At 63.3% G+C, this 18,150-nt stretch carries 21 protein-coding genes; 9 read left to right on the top strand and 12 right to left on the bottom strand.

Features of this window, described 5'->3' with window-relative positions:
* Positions 1-24: 24 nt before the first annotated feature.
* A complete protein-coding gene (locus NKI20_RS06295) occupies positions 25-663 on the bottom strand; it encodes a 2-dehydro-3-deoxy-phosphogluconate aldolase (RefSeq protein ID WP_352725309.1) in 639 nt (212 codons plus the stop codon).
* A 259-nt stretch (positions 664-922) separates the two neighbouring features.
* On the opposite strand from NKI20_RS06295, the gene trhO reads away from it, so the two are divergent.
* The 3 genes from trhO (at position 923) to NKI20_RS06280 (ending at position 3,764) form a co-directional block, all read left to right on the top strand.
* Entirely contained in the window at positions 923-1,843 is a 921-nt protein-coding gene (trhO, locus tag NKI20_RS06290) for an oxygen-dependent tRNA uridine(34) hydroxylase TrhO (RefSeq protein ID WP_352829168.1), read from the top strand.
* Positions 1,844-1,963: 120 nt separating this feature from the next.
* The gene (locus NKI20_RS06285) at positions 1,964-2,701 is read left to right on the top strand and encodes a tellurite resistance TerB family protein (RefSeq protein ID WP_023759758.1); all 738 of its coding nucleotides are present in this window, start codon (positions 1,964-1,966) and stop codon (positions 2,699-2,701) included.
* Positions 2,702-3,008: 307 nt separating this feature from the next.
* Positions 3,009-3,764: an SDR family oxidoreductase gene (locus NKI20_RS06280; RefSeq protein WP_023759759.1), complete on the top strand. Its 756-nt coding sequence runs from the start codon at positions 3,009-3,011 to the stop codon at positions 3,762-3,764.
* On the opposite strand, the gene NKI20_RS06275 is transcribed toward NKI20_RS06280, so the two are convergent.
* Together NKI20_RS06275 and NKI20_RS06270 are read right to left on the bottom strand one after the other, a co-directional pair.
* The gene (locus NKI20_RS06275) at positions 3,765-4,139 is read right to left on the bottom strand and encodes a YciI family protein (protein WP_352829165.1); all 375 of its coding nucleotides are present in this window, start codon (positions 4,137-4,139) and stop codon (positions 3,765-3,767) included.
* A gap of 58 nt (positions 4,140-4,197) precedes the next feature.
* A complete protein-coding gene (locus tag NKI20_RS06270; protein WP_352829163.1) occupies positions 4,198-5,382 on the bottom strand; it encodes a pyridoxal phosphate-dependent aminotransferase in 1,185 nt (394 codons plus the stop codon).
* Between the two features lie 83 nt (positions 5,383-5,465).
* Here NKI20_RS06270 and NKI20_RS06265 point away from each other — a divergent pair, with 83 nt between their 5' ends.
* From NKI20_RS06265 to denD, 4 genes are all read left to right on the top strand, one after another.
* Positions 5,466-6,152, top strand: a complete 687-nt coding sequence (locus NKI20_RS06265) for a GNAT family N-acetyltransferase (RefSeq protein ID WP_352829161.1) — start codon at positions 5,466-5,468, stop codon at positions 6,150-6,152.
* 27 nt (positions 6,153-6,179) lie between these two features.
* Positions 6,180-7,181 (top strand): cation diffusion facilitator family transporter, encoded by a 1,002-nt coding sequence (locus NKI20_RS06260; RefSeq protein WP_352829159.1) that lies wholly within the window; start codon positions 6,180-6,182, stop codon positions 7,179-7,181.
* 77 nt (positions 7,182-7,258) lie between these two features.
* Positions 7,259-7,471, top strand: coding sequence for a hypothetical protein (locus tag NKI20_RS06255; protein ID WP_352829157.1), 213 nt, complete (start codon positions 7,259-7,261; stop codon positions 7,469-7,471).
* A 16-nt stretch (positions 7,472-7,487) separates the two neighbouring features.
* Entirely contained in the window at positions 7,488-8,465 is a 978-nt protein-coding gene (denD, locus tag NKI20_RS06250; RefSeq protein WP_352829155.1) for a D-erythronate dehydrogenase, read from the top strand.
* A gap of 24 nt (positions 8,466-8,489) precedes the next feature.
* Here the strand turns inward: denD and NKI20_RS06245 are convergent, their stop codons facing one another.
* The 4 genes from NKI20_RS06245 to NKI20_RS06230 form a co-directional block, all read right to left on the bottom strand.
* Positions 8,490-9,683 carry a nickel/cobalt transporter gene (locus NKI20_RS06245; protein ID WP_352829153.1) on the bottom strand — a complete coding sequence of 398 codons (1,194 nt, stop codon included), beginning with the start codon at positions 9,681-9,683 and terminating at the stop codon, positions 8,490-8,492.
* Complete coding sequence (locus NKI20_RS06240) at positions 9,680-10,348, bottom strand: DUF1007 family protein (RefSeq protein WP_023759767.1); 669 nt, start codon at positions 10,346-10,348, stop codon at positions 9,680-9,682. Before NKI20_RS06240 ends, NKI20_RS06245 begins: the two co-directional genes overlap by 4 nt.
* A gap of 87 nt (positions 10,349-10,435) precedes the next feature.
* Entirely contained in the window at positions 10,436-11,335 is a 900-nt protein-coding gene (locus tag NKI20_RS06235; RefSeq protein WP_023759768.1) for a LysR family transcriptional regulator, read from the bottom strand.
* Positions 11,336-11,337: 2 nt separating this feature from the next.
* The gene (locus tag NKI20_RS06230) at positions 11,338-12,534 is read right to left on the bottom strand and encodes an amidase (RefSeq protein ID WP_352829150.1); all 1,197 of its coding nucleotides are present in this window, start codon (positions 12,532-12,534) and stop codon (positions 11,338-11,340) included.
* 540 nt (positions 12,535-13,074) lie between these two features.
* On the opposite strand from NKI20_RS06230, the gene odc2 reads away from it, so the two are divergent.
* Both odc2 and NKI20_RS06220 read left to right on the top strand, forming a co-directional pair.
* Complete coding sequence (gene odc2 / locus NKI20_RS06225) at positions 13,075-14,208, top strand: ornithine/lysine decarboxylase (protein WP_352829148.1); 1,134 nt, start codon at positions 13,075-13,077, stop codon at positions 14,206-14,208.
* Positions 14,209-14,304: 96 nt separating this feature from the next.
* Positions 14,305-14,904 (top strand): GNAT family N-acetyltransferase, encoded by a 600-nt coding sequence (locus tag NKI20_RS06220; RefSeq protein ID WP_352829146.1) that lies wholly within the window; start codon positions 14,305-14,307, stop codon positions 14,902-14,904.
* A 95-nt stretch (positions 14,905-14,999) separates the two neighbouring features.
* Here the strand turns inward: NKI20_RS06220 and NKI20_RS06215 are convergent, their stop codons facing one another.
* The 5 genes from NKI20_RS06215 to NKI20_RS06195 all read right to left on the bottom strand — a co-directional run bounded on the left by NKI20_RS06215 (position 15,000) and on the right by NKI20_RS06195 (position 17,972).
* The gene (locus NKI20_RS06215) at positions 15,000-15,284 is read right to left on the bottom strand and encodes an SCP2 sterol-binding domain-containing protein (RefSeq protein ID WP_023759773.1); all 285 of its coding nucleotides are present in this window, start codon (positions 15,282-15,284) and stop codon (positions 15,000-15,002) included.
* A gap of 198 nt (positions 15,285-15,482) precedes the next feature.
* Positions 15,483-15,998: a hypothetical protein gene (locus tag NKI20_RS06210; protein WP_023759774.1), complete on the bottom strand. Its 516-nt coding sequence runs from the start codon at positions 15,996-15,998 to the stop codon at positions 15,483-15,485.
* A gap of 85 nt (positions 15,999-16,083) precedes the next feature.
* The gene (locus tag NKI20_RS06205; RefSeq protein WP_023759775.1) at positions 16,084-16,509 is read right to left on the bottom strand and encodes a hypothetical protein; all 426 of its coding nucleotides are present in this window, start codon (positions 16,507-16,509) and stop codon (positions 16,084-16,086) included.
* Positions 16,510-16,603: 94 nt separating this feature from the next.
* Positions 16,604-17,215, bottom strand: coding sequence for a rod-binding protein (locus tag NKI20_RS06200; protein WP_031260324.1), 612 nt, complete (start codon positions 17,213-17,215; stop codon positions 16,604-16,606).
* Between the two features lie 67 nt (positions 17,216-17,282).
* Positions 17,283-17,972: a GntR family transcriptional regulator gene (locus tag NKI20_RS06195; protein ID WP_352599689.1), complete on the bottom strand. Its 690-nt coding sequence runs from the start codon at positions 17,970-17,972 to the stop codon at positions 17,283-17,285.
* Between the last annotated feature and the right edge of the window lie 178 nt (positions 17,973-18,150).

Genomic DNA, 18,150 nt, shown 5'->3' with positions numbered 1-18,150 from the left:
GGTTTTCATGCGGCGACGAAGGCCTTACTTCGCCAGCTTGCTTGCCGCACGCGCCAGGGCTTCGATCTCGTCCCACTTGCCGGCCTTGACCATATCGTCCGGGGCCACCCAGGAGCCGCCGACGCAGATGACATTGGGGAGGCTGAGATAATCGGCTGCGTTCTTGCCGGTGATGCCGCCGGTCGGGCAGAATTTCACATCGGCAAGCGGCGAGGCGAAGGCCTTCAGTGAGGCGATGCCGCCCGACTGCTCAGCCGGGAAGAATTTGAGAAAGCGCAAGCCGGCTTCCCGTGCGGCCATGATCTCGCCGGGCGTGATGGCGCCGGGTAGCAGCGGAACAGCGCTGTCGCTTGCTGCCGCCAGAAGCTCGCGGGTGATGCCGGGGCTGACGATGAATCGCGAGCCTGCGCTCGCTGCCTTTTCGAACTGCCTGACATCGAGAATGGTGCCGGCGCCAACGATGGCTTCCTCGACCTCACCAGCCACCCGCCGAATCGCCTCAAGCGCGTCGGCGGTCCTCAGCGTGATCTCGATCGCCGGCAGGCCGCCGCGTGCCAGGGCGCGGGCCAAGGGCACGGCATCAGCGACATTGGCGATCTTCAGCACCGGGATGACCGGCTGGCCGTTTAGGAGCGACAGGAGGTTTTCGGTCTTGCTGGGCATCTGTCTCTCCGTATCCTAGCGCATGTCGCCCCAAAGGGATCCCGGCTTTGGGAAAACGACATCCATAAAACAAAGACCTAAAGCGCGTCGTATGAATTGGTTTCGGCGCGACGCGCTTGAGGGCAATTCAACCGATTAGCAGACGGGTGTTTTTCTGTCCATGAAACGAAGCGTGTCGCGATGTCACGCGCGGCCGATACTTGGCTGGATTCCGGCGCTGCCTTGAATCGGCTTGCGGGAGCGTTTAGTGGCTTCGGCCATGACATCACTTCAACCCTTTCGCGTTGCGGCGCTCTACCGGTTTGCCCGGCTCGACGCCTTCGAGGAGTTGCGCGCGCCGCTCGCTGCCTTCTGTTGCGGGCGCGGCATCAAGGGCACACTGCTTCTGGCGCATGAGGGTATCAACGGCACCGTGGCCGGCAGCGAAACGGCGATCGGCGAACTGATCGATTATCTCGAAGCCGTCGAAGGGCTCGCCGGCCTCGAGGTCAAATACAGCGTAGCCGCGGAAATGCCGTTTCATCGCATGAAGGTGCGGCTGAAGCGCGAGATCGTCACCATGGGCATCGCCGATATCGATCCGGCGACGAGCGCCGGCACCTATGTCGCGCCTGCCGACTGGAATGCGCTGATTTCCGAGCCCGACACTGTCATCATCGACACGCGCAACGCCTATGAGGTATCGATCGGCACCTTCAAGGGCGCAATCGACCCCGCTACCGCCAGCTTTCGCGAGTTCCCGGCCTGGGTGGAAGCACACCGGGCGGAGTTCGAAGGCCGCAAGGTCGCGATGTTCTGCACCGGCGGCATACGCTGCGAAAAGGCGACCGCCTACGTCAAATCGCTCGGCTTCGAGGACGTGTTCCACCTCAAGGGTGGCATCCTCAAATACCTCGAGGAGGTTCCGTCCGAACAGAGCCTCTGGCAAGGCGAGTGCTTCGTCTTCGACGAGCGCGTTTCTGTGTCGCACGGCCTCGCCGAGGGCGAGGCGGAACTCTGCCGCGCCTGCCGCCATCCGCTGACGCCGAACGACCTGACATCGCCTAGATTTGCCGCCGGTGTTTCGTGCCCGCATTGCTTCGATGCGCGTTCGGACGAGGACCGCCAGCGCTATGCCGAGCGTCAGCGGCAAGTCGAGCTTGCGCAGGCGCGGGGCAGGGATCCGCACATCGGATCCTAGTTTGGCTCTGTTATCGACAGCCGCAAGGCGACGGTTTGTCATTGTAATGCAAGGATCCGGGACCTACGTCTTCGACGTTCGAAACCTGCCCGTTCGGCCGGGCAATCCTGGAGGCACTGAATGTTCGATCCCAAGAAGCTTCTCGACGATCTGCTCGGCTCGCAAATCCCGGGCACCAGTGGCACCGTTCGCGACAAGGCGGGCCAGGCCGTGCAGATGGCCAAGGACAATCCGCTGGCCGCTGGAGCGCTCGCTGCAGTGCTGCTCGGAACCGGTGCCGGCCGCCAGGTGACGGGTACCGCGGTGAAGCTCGGTGGATTGGCCGCGATCGGCGGGCTCGCCTACAAGGCTTACCAGAACTACAAGGCCGGCAATGCTCCGGCCGAGGCGCCGGCAGGCGGCGAACCTGAATTGCTGCCGCCGCCCAAGGACACCGCCTTCCACCCGTCGCAGGCGCCGCAAGGCGAGGACGAATTCACGCTGACGCTGGTGCGGGCGATGATCTCGGCAGCAAAGGCCGACGGCCATGTCGACGATGACGAGCGCCAGAAGATCGCCGGCAAGCTCAGTCTTTCGGGCATCGGCTCCGACGCCGAAAAATTCCTGATGGCGGAGCTGGCGAGCCCGCTCGACCTCGACGCGCTGGTGGCAGGCGCCCAAACCGATGCGCAGAAGCTCGAACTCTACACGGCATCGCGCCTGACCATCGATCCCGACACACGCGCCGAGCGCGGCTACCTCGACCTGCTGGCCGGCCGGCTTGGCCTGCCGGATGCGCTGGTCGATCATGTCGAGGCGACAGTTTCGGCAGCCAAGGTGCCGGCCAAGGCCGGAACTTCACCCAATCCGCGCTGGTAGGCCAAAACGGCACAGGCGGCTTGTCTGGCGTTAACCTTTCGTTAACCCAGCAAGCGCATCATTCTAACCAGTTGGATCGGCTTTCCTCCTCCCAAGCCCGGTCCAGATCAGGGCGGTCGCCAATGACCGCCCTTTTTGTCGGCACGATCTGCTCGCCCGAGCATGATCTCGAGCAAAATCGGATCCCAATTTTCGGATCATGCTTTGTGCTTCGGCTTGCCATCGCCGCCGTCATTTGCGATCCCTTTGCTTCGTGCGCAAACCCGGAAAATAGCGCGAGCGCGCGTCGCTTCGGAGGACAATAGCCATGACCGTAAAAAGAACCGCCATCGTCACCGGCGCCGGCACCGGCATCGGCAAGAGCGTCGCTACGGCGCTGCTCAAGGCCGGCTGGAACACGGTGTTTTGCGGGCGCCGCAAGCCGGTGCTGGATGCCGCGGTGGCCGAGGCTGGCCGCACCGATGCCAAGGCATTGGCGGTTGCCTGCGATATCAGCAAGGCCGGCGAGGTCGACGATCTGTTCGAGACGGTGGCGGCGGCCTTCGGCCGCGTCGACCTGCTCTTCAACAATGCCGGCATGGGCTACAAATCGACGCCCATCGACGAGATCCCGGTCGAGGTGTGGAACGATATCGTCGGCGTCAATCTCACCGGTTCGTTCTTGTGCGCTCGCGCCGCCTTTGGCGCCATGCGCAAGCAGCGCCCGATGGGCGGCCGCATCATCAACAATGGCTCGGTGTCGGCCTACGCGCCGCGCCCGGGCTCCGTGCCTTATACCGCGACCAAGCATGCCATCACCGGGCTGACCAAGACGCTGGCGCTCGACGGAAGGCCCTATGACATTGCCTGCGGCCAGATCGACATCGGCAACGCACTGACCGACATGGCGCAGCCGATGACGGTCGGCGTGCCGCAGGCCAACGGCTCTATCGCTGCCGAAGCGGTGATGGACGTTCAGCACGTTGCCGACGCCGTTGTCCACATGGCCAGCCTGCCGCTCGACGCCAATGTGCTGTTCATGACGGTGATGGCGACCAAGATGCCGTTCGTCGGGCGTGGGTAGTTATTTCCCGGCCAACGCCACGCCCGGCAGGTAGAGCGCGATTGGACGGATTTCGTAGACGGCGGTCGGATTAACGCGGCGCAGGTCGCGGGCGATAACGATCGCATCGTCGCGTGTCGCGCAGTCTACGACATAGAGACCGAGAAGCTGTTCCTTCGTCTCGGCGAACGGCCCGTCAAAAACGGTTCCGTCGCCCGGTCCACGCAAGGTGCAGGCCGACTGGGTCGCCCCAAGCCGCGCCGATGGGCCAAGATTGCCTTCCCGGTAAAGCCGATCGTTGATTTCGAGCAGGTCGGCCATCAATGCGGCGTCCTGCTCCGGCGTCAGTGCGGTGATGGCTCCTTCCACATGGTAGGCGAGGATGGCGTAAAACATCGAGTCACCTTCTGTCGTGATTGCAAACATCCAGCGCCGGTCGCAAGGCCCGACAGCCTCACTTGCCCAGGAACGCTCCGATCCGCTCCAGTGCCCGCAAGATGTTCTCCTCGGAGTTGGCGTAGGAGAGCCTGATATAGCCTTCGCCGAGAATGCCGAAATCGGGGCCGCCAATCAATGCCACGCCGGCCTCGTCGAGCAGGGCCGAAGCAAGCTTCTTTGCTTTCCAGCCGGTCTTCGAGACGTTGGGGAAGGCGTAGAACGCTCCCTTGGGCGTGATGCAGGATATGTCAGGCAGGGCGTTCAATCCCTCGACCACGATCTTCCTGCGGCGGTCGAAGGCGCGCATCATCTTGTCGACGTCGTCCTGCGGGCCGTCGATGGCCGCGATGCCGGCAAACTGGCTCGGCGCGTTGACGCAGGACCAGCAATTGACCGCGAGCTTGCGCACCTTGTCGTAGAGGTGAGCGCCCTTGTCGCCATTCGGCCAGATCGACCAGCCCATGCGCCAGCCGGTCATAGCCCAGGTCTTCGACCAGCCATTGAGCACGATCAGCCGGTCGCGGATCTCGGGAAAGCCAAGCAGAGAGCAATGCGTCTCGCCGTCATAGGTCATGACGTCGTAGATCTCGTCGGAGAGGATGGCGACCTGGGGATGCGCCTCCAGACCCTTGACCAGTTTCTCGATCTCGGCCCGCGGCGTGACGCCGCCGGTCGGATTCGCGGGCGAATTGAGGATCAACAACCTGGTCTTGGAGGTGATCAGCGCCAGCGTTTCCTCGGCGGAGAAGGCAAAGCCGTTTTCCTCGCGCATCGGCACTGGAATAGGTGCTGCACCGGTGAACTCGATCATAGAGCGATAGATCGGAAAGCCGGGATCGGGATAGAGGATCTCGGCGCCAGGCTCGCCGAACATCAGGATCGCGGCGAACATGGTCGGCTTGCCGCCGGGCAGGATCATCACCGCTTCGGGCGACACCTCTACGCCGGTGGTGGTCAGCGTGCGCCGCACCACCGCCTCGCGCGTCGCCAAAAGGCCATTGGCCGGCGTGTAGCCGTGATGGCCGTCGCGCAGCGCCTTGATCGCCGCCTCGACGATGTGCTGCGGCGTCTTGAAGTCGGGCTGGCCGATGCCGAGATTGACGATGTCGCGGCCTTGTTGGGCCAGTGCTGTGGCCCTCGCGAGCACGGCAAAGGCGTTTTCCTCGCCGAGACGGTCGAAGGCCGAAATCGTGTGGAGCATTTTTCCCGTCCGTGTGGTTCTTACTGTTGGGTCGCGTTTTTGTGAGCCTCAGGCCGCAAAAGTCAAACGGATTGGAGCTTTCGGTGTCGGAAAATCTCAAAGACTGGCAACCGCGCCCGCGGCCCGAACGCAAGGCCATCGACGGCCGGTATGTCCGGCTTGAACCGCTGAGCGCTGCAAAGCACGGCGACGGTCTCTATGAAGCGTCGTCCGTATCCGATGTCGATGGGCGCTTCGCCTGGCTGCCCGACTATCCGCCGGAGACCCGCGCCGCCTTCCAGCCATGGCTGGACAAGGTGGAGGCCAGCGAGGATCCGCTGTTCTTCACGGTCATCGACAAGGCCAGCGGCAAGGTCGCCGGACGCCAGACGCTGATGCGCATCGATCCGGCCTACGGCGTCATCGAGATCGGCAACATCTATTGGGGGCCACTCATCTCGCGCAAGCCGGGAGCGACCGAAGCGCAGTTCCTGTTCATGAAATACATCTTCGACGAGCTTGGCTATCGCCGCTACGAATGGAAATGCAACAACCGCAACGAGCCATCGAAGCGGGCGGCAGAACGGTTCGGCTTCAAGTTCGAGGGCATTTTCCGCCAGCACCTCATCGTCAAGGGTGAAAACCGCGATACGGCATGGTATTCGATCATCGACAAGGAGTGGCCGGCCTTGCGCAAAGCCTATGAAGCGTGGCTCGATTCGGCCAATTTCGATGGCGACGGTCAGCAGAAGCGACGGCTTGAGGATTTTCGCGCGCAGTTCGGTGCGTGAGATCAGGCGCGTAACGGGAGTTTGCCATTGGCCCACACCCACGATCACAGCGGGCATGATCACACCGGGCGCGATCACACTGGGCACGATCACATTGGGCACGATCATGCGCCCGGTCATGTGCCTGGCTCGACCGACAAGAAACGCGTGCTTACCGCGGCCTGCCTGACTGGCGGCTTCATGGTCGCCGAAGCGCTCGGCGGCATCCTTACCGGCTCACTGGCATTGTTGGCCGATGCCGGCCACATGCTCGCCGATTCGATCGCGCTCGGCCTTGCCTGGTATGCGTTTCATCTTGCGGGGCGTCCGGCGACCGTGCGCCTCACCTATGGCTTCGGCCGGGTCAAGACGCTGGTGGCCTATACCAACGGCATCGCCATCTTCGTCATCGCGCTTTGGATCGTCTACGAGGCTTGGAGGCGGCTGCAGGCGCCGGCACCGGTGCTTGGCGGACCGATGCTGGTGGTGGCGACCCTCGGGCTGCTGGTCAATATCGGGTCCTTCCTGGTGCTGCATGGCGGCGATCACGAGAACCTGAACATGCGCGGCGCCATCCTGCATGTGCTGGGCGACCTGCTCGGCTCAGCCGCCGCCATCGCGGCTGCGTTGGTCATCCTGGCGACCGGCTGGACGCCGATAGACCCGATCCTGTCGGTCCTGGTCTCGCTGCTGATCCTGTATACGGCATGGTCGCTGATGCGCGCAGCCGCCCATGTCCTGCTCGAGGGGGTGCCGCCCAGCCTCGACCGCGATCTCATCGCCATGGACATCGAAGCGACGGTCCCCGGCGTCCGCGAAGTGCATCACATGCATGTCTGGTCGCTCGACGGAACCAGCAACATGGCGACGCTGCATGCCTGCCTCGACGAGGGCGTCGACGCGCACCAGGCGGTCAGCGCCGTCAAGAAGCGGCTTGCCAGCGAGCACGGCATCAGCCATGCCACCGTGGAACCGGAATTCGGACAGTGCGCCGACGATAGCCACGAGCATGGGCACGAAGCGGCTGCGCATCACGACCACCATCACTAGGACGATCGATTGGTCCTGCCTCAGGAGTTCCAAACCTTGAAAACCAGCTTGATGAACGCGCACTGCCCGGACGCGGCATGATGGATCGCGACACCAGGAATGCGGCCATCGCAGCGGTGTGGATCATGCTTCTGTTCGGCGTCGGCGCCTACTATCTGCCGACCATGATGCTGGCGCTCGGCAGCCTTTCGACCGTGCTGGCCGGCGTCTTTGCCATCGTCTTCGTGCTGGCGTTCTTCTCGGTGTTCTGGCTGCGGGCCCGCAACCAGCGCAAAAACCAGGGTAAATAGGCAAGGGATTTTCGACATGCGCATTCTGATCACCGGCGCCGCGGGTATGGTCGGCCGCAAGCTCATCGCCCGGCTGGCCAAGGACGGCACGTTGCGCGGCGGCAAGATCACCGCGCTCGAACTGCACGATATCGTGCCGCCGCAGGCACCTAGCATGGACGGGGCCAGCATCACCCTCCACACCGGCGATCTAGCCGAGGCGGGTGCCACCGAGCGCCTGGTCGCATCGCGCCCCGATGTCGTCTTCCATCTCGCCGGCATCGTCTCCGGCGAGGCGGAGGCAAATTTCGAACTCGGCTACCGCGTCAATCTCGACGGCACGCGCGCGCTGTTCGATGCCATTCGCCTGGCGGGCTTTGCACCGCGAGTCGTCTTCACCTCGTCGATCGCGGTGTTCGGCGCGCCGTTCCCGGATGTCATACCGGACGAATTCCATCCGACGCCGCTGACCTCCTACGGCACCCAGAAGCAGATGAGCGAAGCGCTGCTGGCCGACTATACCAGGCGCGGCTTCTTCGATGGCATCGGCATCCGGCTGCCGACCATCTGCGTGCGACCCGGCAAGCCGAACAAGGCGGCGTCCGGCTTCTTTTCTGGCATCATCCGCGAGCCCTTGAGCGGCCACGAGGCGATCCTGCCGGTGCCGCGCTCTGTCGTGCACACCCACGCCAGCCCGCGTTCGGCGGTCAATTTCCTGATCCATGCTGCGGAGATCGATGGCGCCGCTGTCGGGCCGCGCCGCAACCTGACGATGCCCGGCGTCGCGGTCACCGTTGGCGAGCAGATCGAGGCGCTGGAACGCATCGCCGGGCCGAAGGTGGCAAGCCTTATCCGCGAGGAGCCGGACGAGACGATCTGGGCGATCGTCAAGGGCTGGCCGACAAGGTTCGAAGCGCGGCGGTCGAGGGAGCTCGGCTTTGTCGCCGAAAAGAGTTTCGACGAGATCATCCGCGCCCATATCGAGGATGAACTCGGCGGCAAGATCGCGAGTTAAACCCGCAGCACTACGGTGGGGATATCATCCGCCTGACGCCAGGCTCGCCGACAAAAGCAACAGTCCGAACAGGAACACGAAGGCGGCGCCGCCGATCTCGACGATCGAGTGGATGCGGTTGCCCATGCGGCCGTCGCCGGCGAAATACACCGCCCAGTTCTTTGCCGTCACCGCCAGCGTCGCCAGCGCCGAGACGGTGATCGCAGTGCCCAGCGACATCGCCAGCACCGACAGCAGGCCGCCGAGCCAAAGTCCGTTGAGAAGCGCGAAGCTGAGCACGATCAGCGCGCCGGAGCAGGGGCGGATGCCGACCGCCGCCACCGCCGACCATGCGGTGCGCCAATCGAAGCGATCGCCCGACAGCAACGCCGGATCGGGTGCGTGCGAATGGCCGCAGGTGTCGCAAACCTCGCCCGCCGCGTGATCGTGATGGGCATGATCGTGGGTGGCGTGATCATGGTCATGCGTTCCGTGGTCGTGATGATCGTGGGAATGGTTGTGCACGTGGTCATGATCGTGATGCACCTGCAGCGCATGCGAATGGCCATGCGCCGAATGGCCATGGGCTGCATGCGAATGACCGGCATGCGAATGGCCACCATGAGAATGGCCGGCGTGCGCCGCCGACAGGCTGTAGGCTGGACCTTTGCCAAACAAGCGCAGAACGGCAGGGCCGAGCTTGCGCCACAGCAGCCAGGCGCCAAACAGGGTGACGAAGACAAAGCTCATGATCTCCATGAACCAGGCCGCGTCCGTCATCGTCACGGAGGTGCCGCGCAGGACGAAATAGGCTACCCCCATCACCGCGACCGCCGTGAGGCCCTGCAGCAGCGCCGAGACGAAGGACAACAGGATGCCGCGCCGCAGCGCCACTTCGTTGGCGACCATGTAGGACGAGATCACCGCCTTGCCGTGGCCCGGTCCGGCGGCGTGGAAGATGCCGTAGGCGAAGGACAGGCCGACGAGTATCCAAATCTTGCTGCCGTCCTGGCGCATCGCCTTCATTGCCGTTGCCAGCGCGCGATAGAATTCCTGCTGCCGCAGATTGATCCACATCAGTATGTGGGCGAAGGGGCCGGTGCTGGGCGCGATGCCGTCATTGACGCCGATGCCGAGCGAACTCTGGGCATGGGCGGAGTTGGCGAAATGCATCATGACGACAGTGGCGGCCAACAGGCCGAATGCCAAACGCAGGGACGGTTTCGTCACCGGCTTCATCCTTCTGGCTGACAGGTCAGTTCGAGCTTGGTGGCGAAGATCTTGCTCATGTCGGTGCCTGTCGGATCGTTGAAGAAGGCATCGGTGAGGGTCTTCTGGTTTTCTTTGATGGCCTCGTCCGGGTCCGGACGGATCACCTTACTGGTGCAGTTCGACGGCAGGCCTTCAACCGTGATGTTGGAATCGTCGGTGAAGTCGATCGCGGTGTAGAATGTCGGATCGTAGACGCCGATGTCTATCTTGCCGTTGAGCTTGATCGGCACTTTCGGCTCGGATTCGAACAGGATGATCAACTGGTCGTTGTCGAAATTGGCCATCAGATGCGGCGGCGGCGTCATCGCCACGTCCTTGCCGTCGACGGTGACGAGCTGGAAGTAATTGAATTCAGCCAGCGAGGCATGGACGGTATCGGCGACTTCCTTGAGCTCGTTGTCGTCGAGCTTCAGGTCGGAGTTCTTGTCGAACTCCATCATCACCGTGCTGGAGAAGAGATCGTCGAATCGCCAGAGATGACGCAGCGCTTTCACACTTTGGTGATCCGGGGAGAGGATCACGTCCAGGCGGGCCTCGGCGAAGACGTGCGGGTGCACCTCAGCCGGTCCGGTGGCGGCAAAGGTCGCCGCCAAGGCCGAAGCCAGCATGATTGCGTGCCGTTTCAGGTGCATTCTCAGTCGCGATTCCATGTGCCTCGGAGTGATGTCGAGAGTTATCAGAAAGGGGGCGAAATTGGGACCGGGACTCGACTGAATGGGTCAGGCAGCTTCACGCGTCCTGAACCACTGCACCAGGAAATCGACGAAAACGCGAACCTTGGCGGGCAGGTAACGGCGGTGCGGGTAGACGGCGAATATGCCGCCGCCCGGCAGGATGCGGTCATCCATCACCGACACCAGCCGGCCGCTCTCGAGGTCGGGCGCGGCGATGAAATCCGGCAGCACGGAAAACCCCAATCCGGCCACGGTCGCCGCACGCGCCGTCATCGGGCTGTTGACCTCGATGGGACCCGACACCGAAACGCTCATCGGATCACCATTGTCGCCCTTGAACGGCCAGTTGCTCAATCCGCGGCCATTGGTGTCGACGATACAGGGCATGCGGCTAAGATCCTGCGGCCGCGTCGGCATGCCATGCTTGGCGATCAGTTCGGGAGAGGCACAGAGCTTAATAGAAAATGGCGCCAGCCGCCTCGCGATCAGCGACGAGTTCTCGAGCCGCGAGATGCGTACCGCGAGGTCGAAGCCTTCCTCGACCAAATCGACGAAGCGGTCGTCGAGCTGGACGTCGAGCACGATGTCGGGATGCTGCTTGGCGAAATCGATCAGCGACTGGCCGACCGGCGCGTCGGCGAAGGTGCGCGGCGCCGACAGCTTGATCCGGCCACGCACGTCGCCGGAGGATTCGCGCACGGCGTCGGCCAGGCTGTCGACCTCGCGCACGATCTCCGAGGCGCGCCGGTAATAGGTGTGGCCGGCCTCGGTCATGGAGAACTGGCGCGTGGTGCGGTTGAGCAGCAGCGCGCCGAGTTCGTCCTCCAACTCGCGCACATATTTCGACAAGAGGGCCTTGGAGCGGCCGATCTTGCGTGCCGCCGCCGAAAAGCCCTCGGCCTCGACCACGTCGATGAAGGCTCGCATGCGGGTCAGTGTGTCCATGGTCAGGCCTTTCGTGCCGCGTCGAGAAGTTTCCGGCCGAGCCGTGTCAGGGCAATGTCGCTGCCGGAAGGGCCAAGCAGCGACAGGCCGAACGGGGCGCCGGCGACCGAGCCGATGGGCAGGGTGATCTGTGGAAAACCGGACAGGCCGGCCAGGCACAGAAGTTGAAGCGCTCGTTCGCGATAGGCCTGGAACTGCTCCGGCGTGCTGTCCACGTAGGGAGCTGGGCCCGGCACCGTCGGCAGGATAAGGAAGCCGTCCTTGCCCAGCAGGGCGCTCAGTTCGCCGCGAAAGGTCAGCCGTCGCACTTTCTCCGCCTGGGCTGTTTTGTCGTCGACGGCACGGCCGAAGCCGAAGCGCTCCTCGACGCCCGGACCGAGGTCGCGCTCGCCGCTGGTGATCCATTCGCCATGCACCGCCCAGGCCTCCCTGGCCTGCAGCCGGCGAAAGCACCAGTAGAGTTCATCGGGAGACGAGGTGAAGCGCACTGCCGACATCGCCGGCGCACCGAATACCGTACTCGCCAGTGCCTTCATTCGGGTATATTCGGCAAGCGCCGGGCGGTGGACCATCGCATCCAGCCAGTCCAGCGCCAGCGGCCGGTCGAGTGTGTGCTGGTGCGTGTCGCGGCCGAGCAGCAGCCTGCCAACTGTCTCGTAGGTCTCGATGTCGTCGGCGAACCAGCCGAACGTGTCGAAGCTCGGAGCCAGCTTCATCGTGCCATCGAGCGAAATACGGCCATGCGTGGTGCGCAGCCCGATCAGTCCGCAAAAGCTCGCCGGCGCGCGGATCGAGCCGCCGGTGTCGGAGCCGGTGGTAATATCGGCAAGCCTGCCCGCCACCGCCGCCGCGGATCCCGATGACGAGCCGCCGGTGACGCGGTCGGGCGCGGCCGCGTTCACCGGAAACGAAAAATGCGCATTCTGGCCGAACAGCGCGAAGGCAAGCTCGTCGGTCTGGGTCTTGCCGACGAAGCGCGCCCCGGCATCGAGAATCACTTGCACGGCCGGCGCCGTGCGCGAGGCGGCGGGGCTGTCTGCGAATTTCTGCAAGTTGCCGCAGCCAGTGCGGTAGCCGGCGACGTCGTAGATGTCCTTGACGGCCAGCCGCAGGCCGGCCAGAGGGCCAGTTTCGGCATGCGCCACTGGCATCTGGCAAAGGTCGAGAAAGGCGTTTAGAGGGCCGTGCGTGCCTGTCATCGTTCGCTATCCGGATACGGTTGGCGCAGCATTGTTCGATGCCAGGAATTTTACAACCTGGAATACGATTTTTATTGATTGTGAAATCGTTCAATCTTATATCGCGCTTGCCCAAAGTCGCACGTGCCTGTGGGTGTCCGCCGATCCTCGAATGGTGAGGGAAATCGGTAAGGTAACTGGAGCTAACCCCTCCAGTCGGTCTAGCGGCCAACCGCAAGCCCGAGGACACCTTGAAGCAACGACGGTGCGGGCCTTTCTGGTGTTCTGCCGGTTGTCCAAAGACCGGGGTTACTGAAGAGGCACACCTTCATTGCCGGCAGTGCGGACGGGTCTCCCATCCAAGCCAAGGCAGACAAAGCGAACCGAGGCCGGGCAAGGCCAAGGTTCACCGCCGCGAGACGGCGTTTCATGGTTCCGGGGTCTCCACCGGCTGGTTCCATGGATTTCCGTCCCGCCTTTGTCCACCGCGTGTTCGCGAGGCCAACAGCCCGCTTCCCGCAGCCTTATTGCGCGCCGAAAGGCGCTGATGGAGAGACCCCGATGGCCACCCAGCGCATCCTTGACTTCCTCGCCACCCGACGTCCGACCGGCCCCTGCCTCGTCGTCGACCTCGATGTCGTGCGCGACAATTTCCGAGCCTTCGAGAAGGCGCTGCCCGATTCGAAAATCTACTATGCGGTGAAAGCAAACCCGGCGCCGGAGATCCTGCGCCTGCTTACTGCGATGGGCTCGTCTTTCGACACCGCTTCCGTTGCCGAAGTCGAGATGGCGATGGACGCCGGTGCGCCGGCGGACCGCATCTCCTTCGGCAACACCATCAAGAAAGAACGTGACATCGCACGCGCCTACCAGCTCGGCATCCGCCTGTTCGCGGTCGACTGCGTCGAAGAGGTCGAGAAGATCGCCCGTGTCGCTCCAGGCGCGCGCGTGTTCTGCCGCGTGCTGACCGATGGCGAGGGCGCCGAGTGGCCGCTGTCGCGCAAATTCGGTTGCGTGCCTGCGATGGCCGTCGACGTGCTGCGCCATGCCAAGGGGCTCGGCCTCGATGCCTATGGCGTGTCGTTCCATGTCGGCTCGCAGCAGACCGACCTGACCGCCTGGGACCGCGCGCTGGCCGATGCCAAGGCGGTGTTCGCGACGCTCGCCGAGGAAGGCATCGTCTTGAAGATGGTCAACATGGGCGGTGGTTTCCCGACGCGTTATCTGCGTGACGTGCCGGCAGCGCAGGCCTATGGCCAGGCGATATTCTCGGCGCTGCGCAAGCATTTCGGCAATGCCATCCCGGAAACCATCATCGAGCCGGGCCGCGGCATGGTCGGCAACGCCGGCGTCATCAAGTCGGAAGTCGTCCTGATCTCGAAGAAGGCCGCCAACGACAATGTGCGCTGGGTATTCCTCGACATCGGCAAGTTCGGCGGCCTTGCCGAGACGATGGATGAGGCTATCCGCTATCCCCTCGTCACCCGCCATGACGGCACAGAGACCGCACCTTGCGTGCTCGCCGGCCCGACCTGCGATTCGGCCGACGTGATGTACGAGAAGACGCCGTACCCGCTGCCGCTGTCGCTGACGATCGGCGACGAGGTGCTGATCGAAGGCACCGGTGCCTACACGACCACCTACTCGGCGGTCGCCTTCAACGGCTTCGAGCCTCTCCGATCCTACGTGATCTGACGGTTCGAAAGAACCGGTCAGATCACTCCCGGTGGGCGTCCGTCGCCCGCCCGGGCTCGCCTGTGGAACAATCTCCGCTCGTGAAGGATCGCGGAAATGGACATTGCAAATTTCATTGTTGAAGGCGCTCCGTGCGAAATCTCCCCCTCAAGGAGGGAGAGTGCCATTGCCATCGTTGCCGAAACCGCGGCCGACACTGCCGCGCGTGAAGTGCTGTTGGATGAGGCCATGGGCTCTAAGCGGCGGAAAAAGTCATCGGAGAAGCTGCGGCGTGGCCGGCGGCCATCGGAAGGCCTGGCCTTCGTCGCCCGCGACGCGTCGGGCGACGTGGCCGGCACCGTGCGGCTGTGGGATGTCACGTTGGGCGAGGGCGGCCCGGCAGCGCTGCTGCTAGGCCCGCTCGCCGTCGATCCGTCGCTCAAGAGTGCCGGCATCGGCTCGGCGCTGATGCGCCATGCCGTCGCCGAAGCAACACGTCTTGGCCACGCGGCGATCCTGCTGGTCGGCGATGCGCCCTACTATGAACGCTTCGGCTTCTCGGCCGCCAGGACCGGTTCGCTTGCCATGCCGGGACCCTATGAGCGGCACCGCCTGCTGGCCCTGGAACTGGTGGAAGGCGCGCTCGACGGCGTGCACGGCACGCTGAAGGCGGCCGGCCGCAAGCTGAAGGCGCAGGAACTGACATCGGCGGCCTGAGACACGAAGCGCCAGCAGCTCATGCAAAAACGCCGCCCGAAAAGGCGGCGTTTTTTTCGCGATTGGTGGGCGCCGCCTTGGGCGGCTGCATGTTTTCAGCCGATCAACTGGCTGAGCGCCATGGCGACGGTCATGTCGCCTTCGACCTTTATCTTGCCGGTCATGAAGGCCATGGTCGGGTTCAGGTCGCCAGCGATCAGCGAATCCAGGTCGTCGATCGAAAGCTTGATGGTGCAATCGGCGGGCGCGTCGGTGGTTGAAATTGTCGCGCCGTCGATGACGATGACGCCGTCGCTGCCGGTGTCGAATTTCACGGAACGATCGAACCCGCTGCTTGCCACGCGCGACTTGATCTTCTCGGCAATCTCCTGAACGCTCACGCTGTTCTCCTTGTCTGGTTGCATCTGTCTCGCAACGGCGCTTCGATCCGGCCGAAGCCCATGCCGCGGTTTCGCGATCACGGTCGCTGGCGCATATAGCTTTGGGTTGACGTTTACGTCAACGCGGATTCCGGTGGCTGGTTCCTGCGCTGGCGGCAGGTGGGGCCCGATGTGATCGGAACCCGTGGGCAGGGCAACTCAGTGTTCCTTGAAAGCCTTGGTCATTTCCGCGGCCGTCTCGCTTTTCTTGCGACGCAGCCAGTTGTCACGGATTTCGTCCTTCGACAGGAAATTGACCTGATCGATCAGAACCTCATGCACCAAAGTGGCGCCCACACGCGTATTGACGGTATCGCGGATCGCGGCGCGGAAGGCATCGAGATCGATCGTCGCCTTGTTGGTGAAGTCGATCTGAGGATTGGAATAGAGGTAGGAATAGACCTGGTCGGTGATCAGCGCTTCCGCCGGAATGGACAGCTTCTTTATCTGCTCGGGTTCGACCGTATAGACGAGCTTTGTCAGGAAATAGCCGCCGATCTGCGAATCGCGGATCAATGGCACTGAAATGATATCCGTCTTGACGTAGTCGAGACCGCCCAGCATCGGCTTCGGCGTTTCGCCGACGCCCTTTTCGCCCGCAGCCTGGAACGAATAGAACACCGCGCCGAGCGTCGCGGCGCAGATCCAGACCGCGATCGCGATGACCTTGATCATCGGGCCCCGTCATTGACTTGCGATGGCAACGCGGCGCTGCCCTCCTGCATGAGCAGGGTCGCCGATGCGTTCCTTGTGTCCCGCATCATGCCTTTGCCCAGCCGAATTCGCCGGCCGAATAAGTGCCGTCGGTTTCCGCGCGCTGGATGGCGTGCCGCAGCAGGTTGGCAACCTCGTTGACCGCGCTGAGGTGCGCCAGGATCGCCGCCTCGTTCTTCGCCAGCTTATGGCGCAGCCGGGTCAGGCCCTCGCGGTGCTGTTCGAGAAATTCGGCTTCGCTGCCGCCCTTCATGGCGCGGGTCAGTTCATAGAGGTAGCGGCTCTTGCGGGCGTTCGATGCCTTGAGATCATAATCGGTGGCGTTGCGAATGCCGGCCGTCTCTTCCTCAACCACGTCCTCGATGCGGCCGATGATGGCAGCGAGGTTGCCAGGCCGCGCGAACGGGATCGGCGCTTCCGACACGGTCGTGCGTGCTGGCAGGTTGGCGGTGAATTCCGAAAAGTCGGCCATGAGAAATCCCGGTCTGGTTAGATTGAACTCGGATACGCACTATCTGCTTGGTTCAGCATGACTTTCCAAAACTGGTTCCGCTTCCGGGCATGCCTTAAATCTTGATGTCTGTCCTGATGGTGGTCTCGCCACCGGTGATTGACCGCGCCGCCTTGCGCTGCAATTCGTGGACCAGCGAGGTCGACAGGCTGCTCTGTTGATCGATCTCGGTTTTTTCCGGCCCGCCCGAAACCGGGCCGACCGGCACGATGCGCTTGCCTTCGACATAGTGGTCGGCCAGCATCGACTTGGCGATGCCGATGCCGCCGCGGTCGGCCATGACGTCGGCCACCCGCTCGGCAAGCTGCGATTTCCACATGTCGCCGGCCAGGCCCTTGCCGTAGACGCCTTCGGTGTCTTTGGGCAGCATGTTCTGGATGAAGGTCTGCAGCACCATGGCCTCGAACTTCTTGAACTTCTTGGCGGGGTCGGTTGAAGCGGCGGCCTTGTCGGCGGTGGCGCGCGACAGGATCGAGCCGGCATTCACCGAAGCGGCGTCACCGACCGAAAATGCGCCAGCAGCACCACCGGCTCGCTTTGTAAGCGCGGCGCGGGCGGCTTCAATATCCGTCGGGTCGACGGCTCGGGCCACATCCATAACGATGTCGCTGGGTGGAGAAATCGCCAAGAAAGTCCGCCTTTTGTCGGTTTTCCTTAGCCAGACCATGCCTCAACAAGCTTGTGGCAGGCTTGCGCGGCGTAAGGGAGGAAAGCGAGATGAAGGCGTGTGGGCGTCAACCGGCGGTAACCGGCATTGTCGTACTTGTGCCCTTTGGCTGCTCGCCGAGCGCAAAGACGGAACTGGCCTTGCTGACGATGGAAACATGATCCTTGGCGGCGTTTCCCGCAGTAACTCCGTCACCGCGCATGATCGCGGTGACGATGGCATCGTGCTCCTGCCAGGATTTGGCGAGCCGGCCTGGCAGCATGAACTGGGCTCGGCGGAACGGCGCCAGCCGACTGCGCGTCATCACGGTCATTTCGTAGATATGTGCGTTGTGGGCGCCGCGATAAAGCCTGCTGTGGAACTCCGTGTTGAAGTACTCGTAGTCCTCCTCGGCGCCCAGACGCACCATCCGCGCCGAGGCCTGGTGCTCGACCTCGAGCGCGCGGCGCTCGCTGCTGGTCATGCGCTCGGCCGAGAAGCGCGCGCAGATCGCTTCCAGTTCGGCCATGCTCTCGAACATCGAGGCGAGATGCTCCTGCGTCACCACGGCGACGATGGCGCCGCGGTTGGGCCGCCTTTCGACCAGGCCCATGGCGCTCAGCTGGCCGAGCGCCTCTCGCACCGGGGTGCGTGATACGTCGAAGCGCGCGGCGAGCGAAGTCTCGTCCAGCTTTTCGCCGGGACGCAAGAAGCCGGTGACGATCCGGTCACCGATCGCCCTCACCATCTGATCCACGGTCGTGCCCGACCTGATCAAGCTGCGCTTCCCCGACAAGTTTCCTCCGTTTGGTCTTCTCGTTGGGCGGCCCAGCGGACCGTCGAATCGATATTTCTTGTTTATGCCTCTATTTTAATCTGCCTGTCAAACTGGCTAGTTTCAAGGCAAAAAGTGCATGCAATTGCCTTTGACGTGAGCAGGCGCGTTTCATGTATAT

This window comes from Mesorhizobium sp. M0830, assembly GCF_040319965.1.
Taxonomy (GTDB): Bacteria; Pseudomonadota; Alphaproteobacteria; order Rhizobiales; family Rhizobiaceae; genus Mesorhizobium.
The sequence above is the reverse complement of the archived record's forward strand: the minus strand, read 5'-3'. Positions and strand labels throughout refer to the sequence as shown.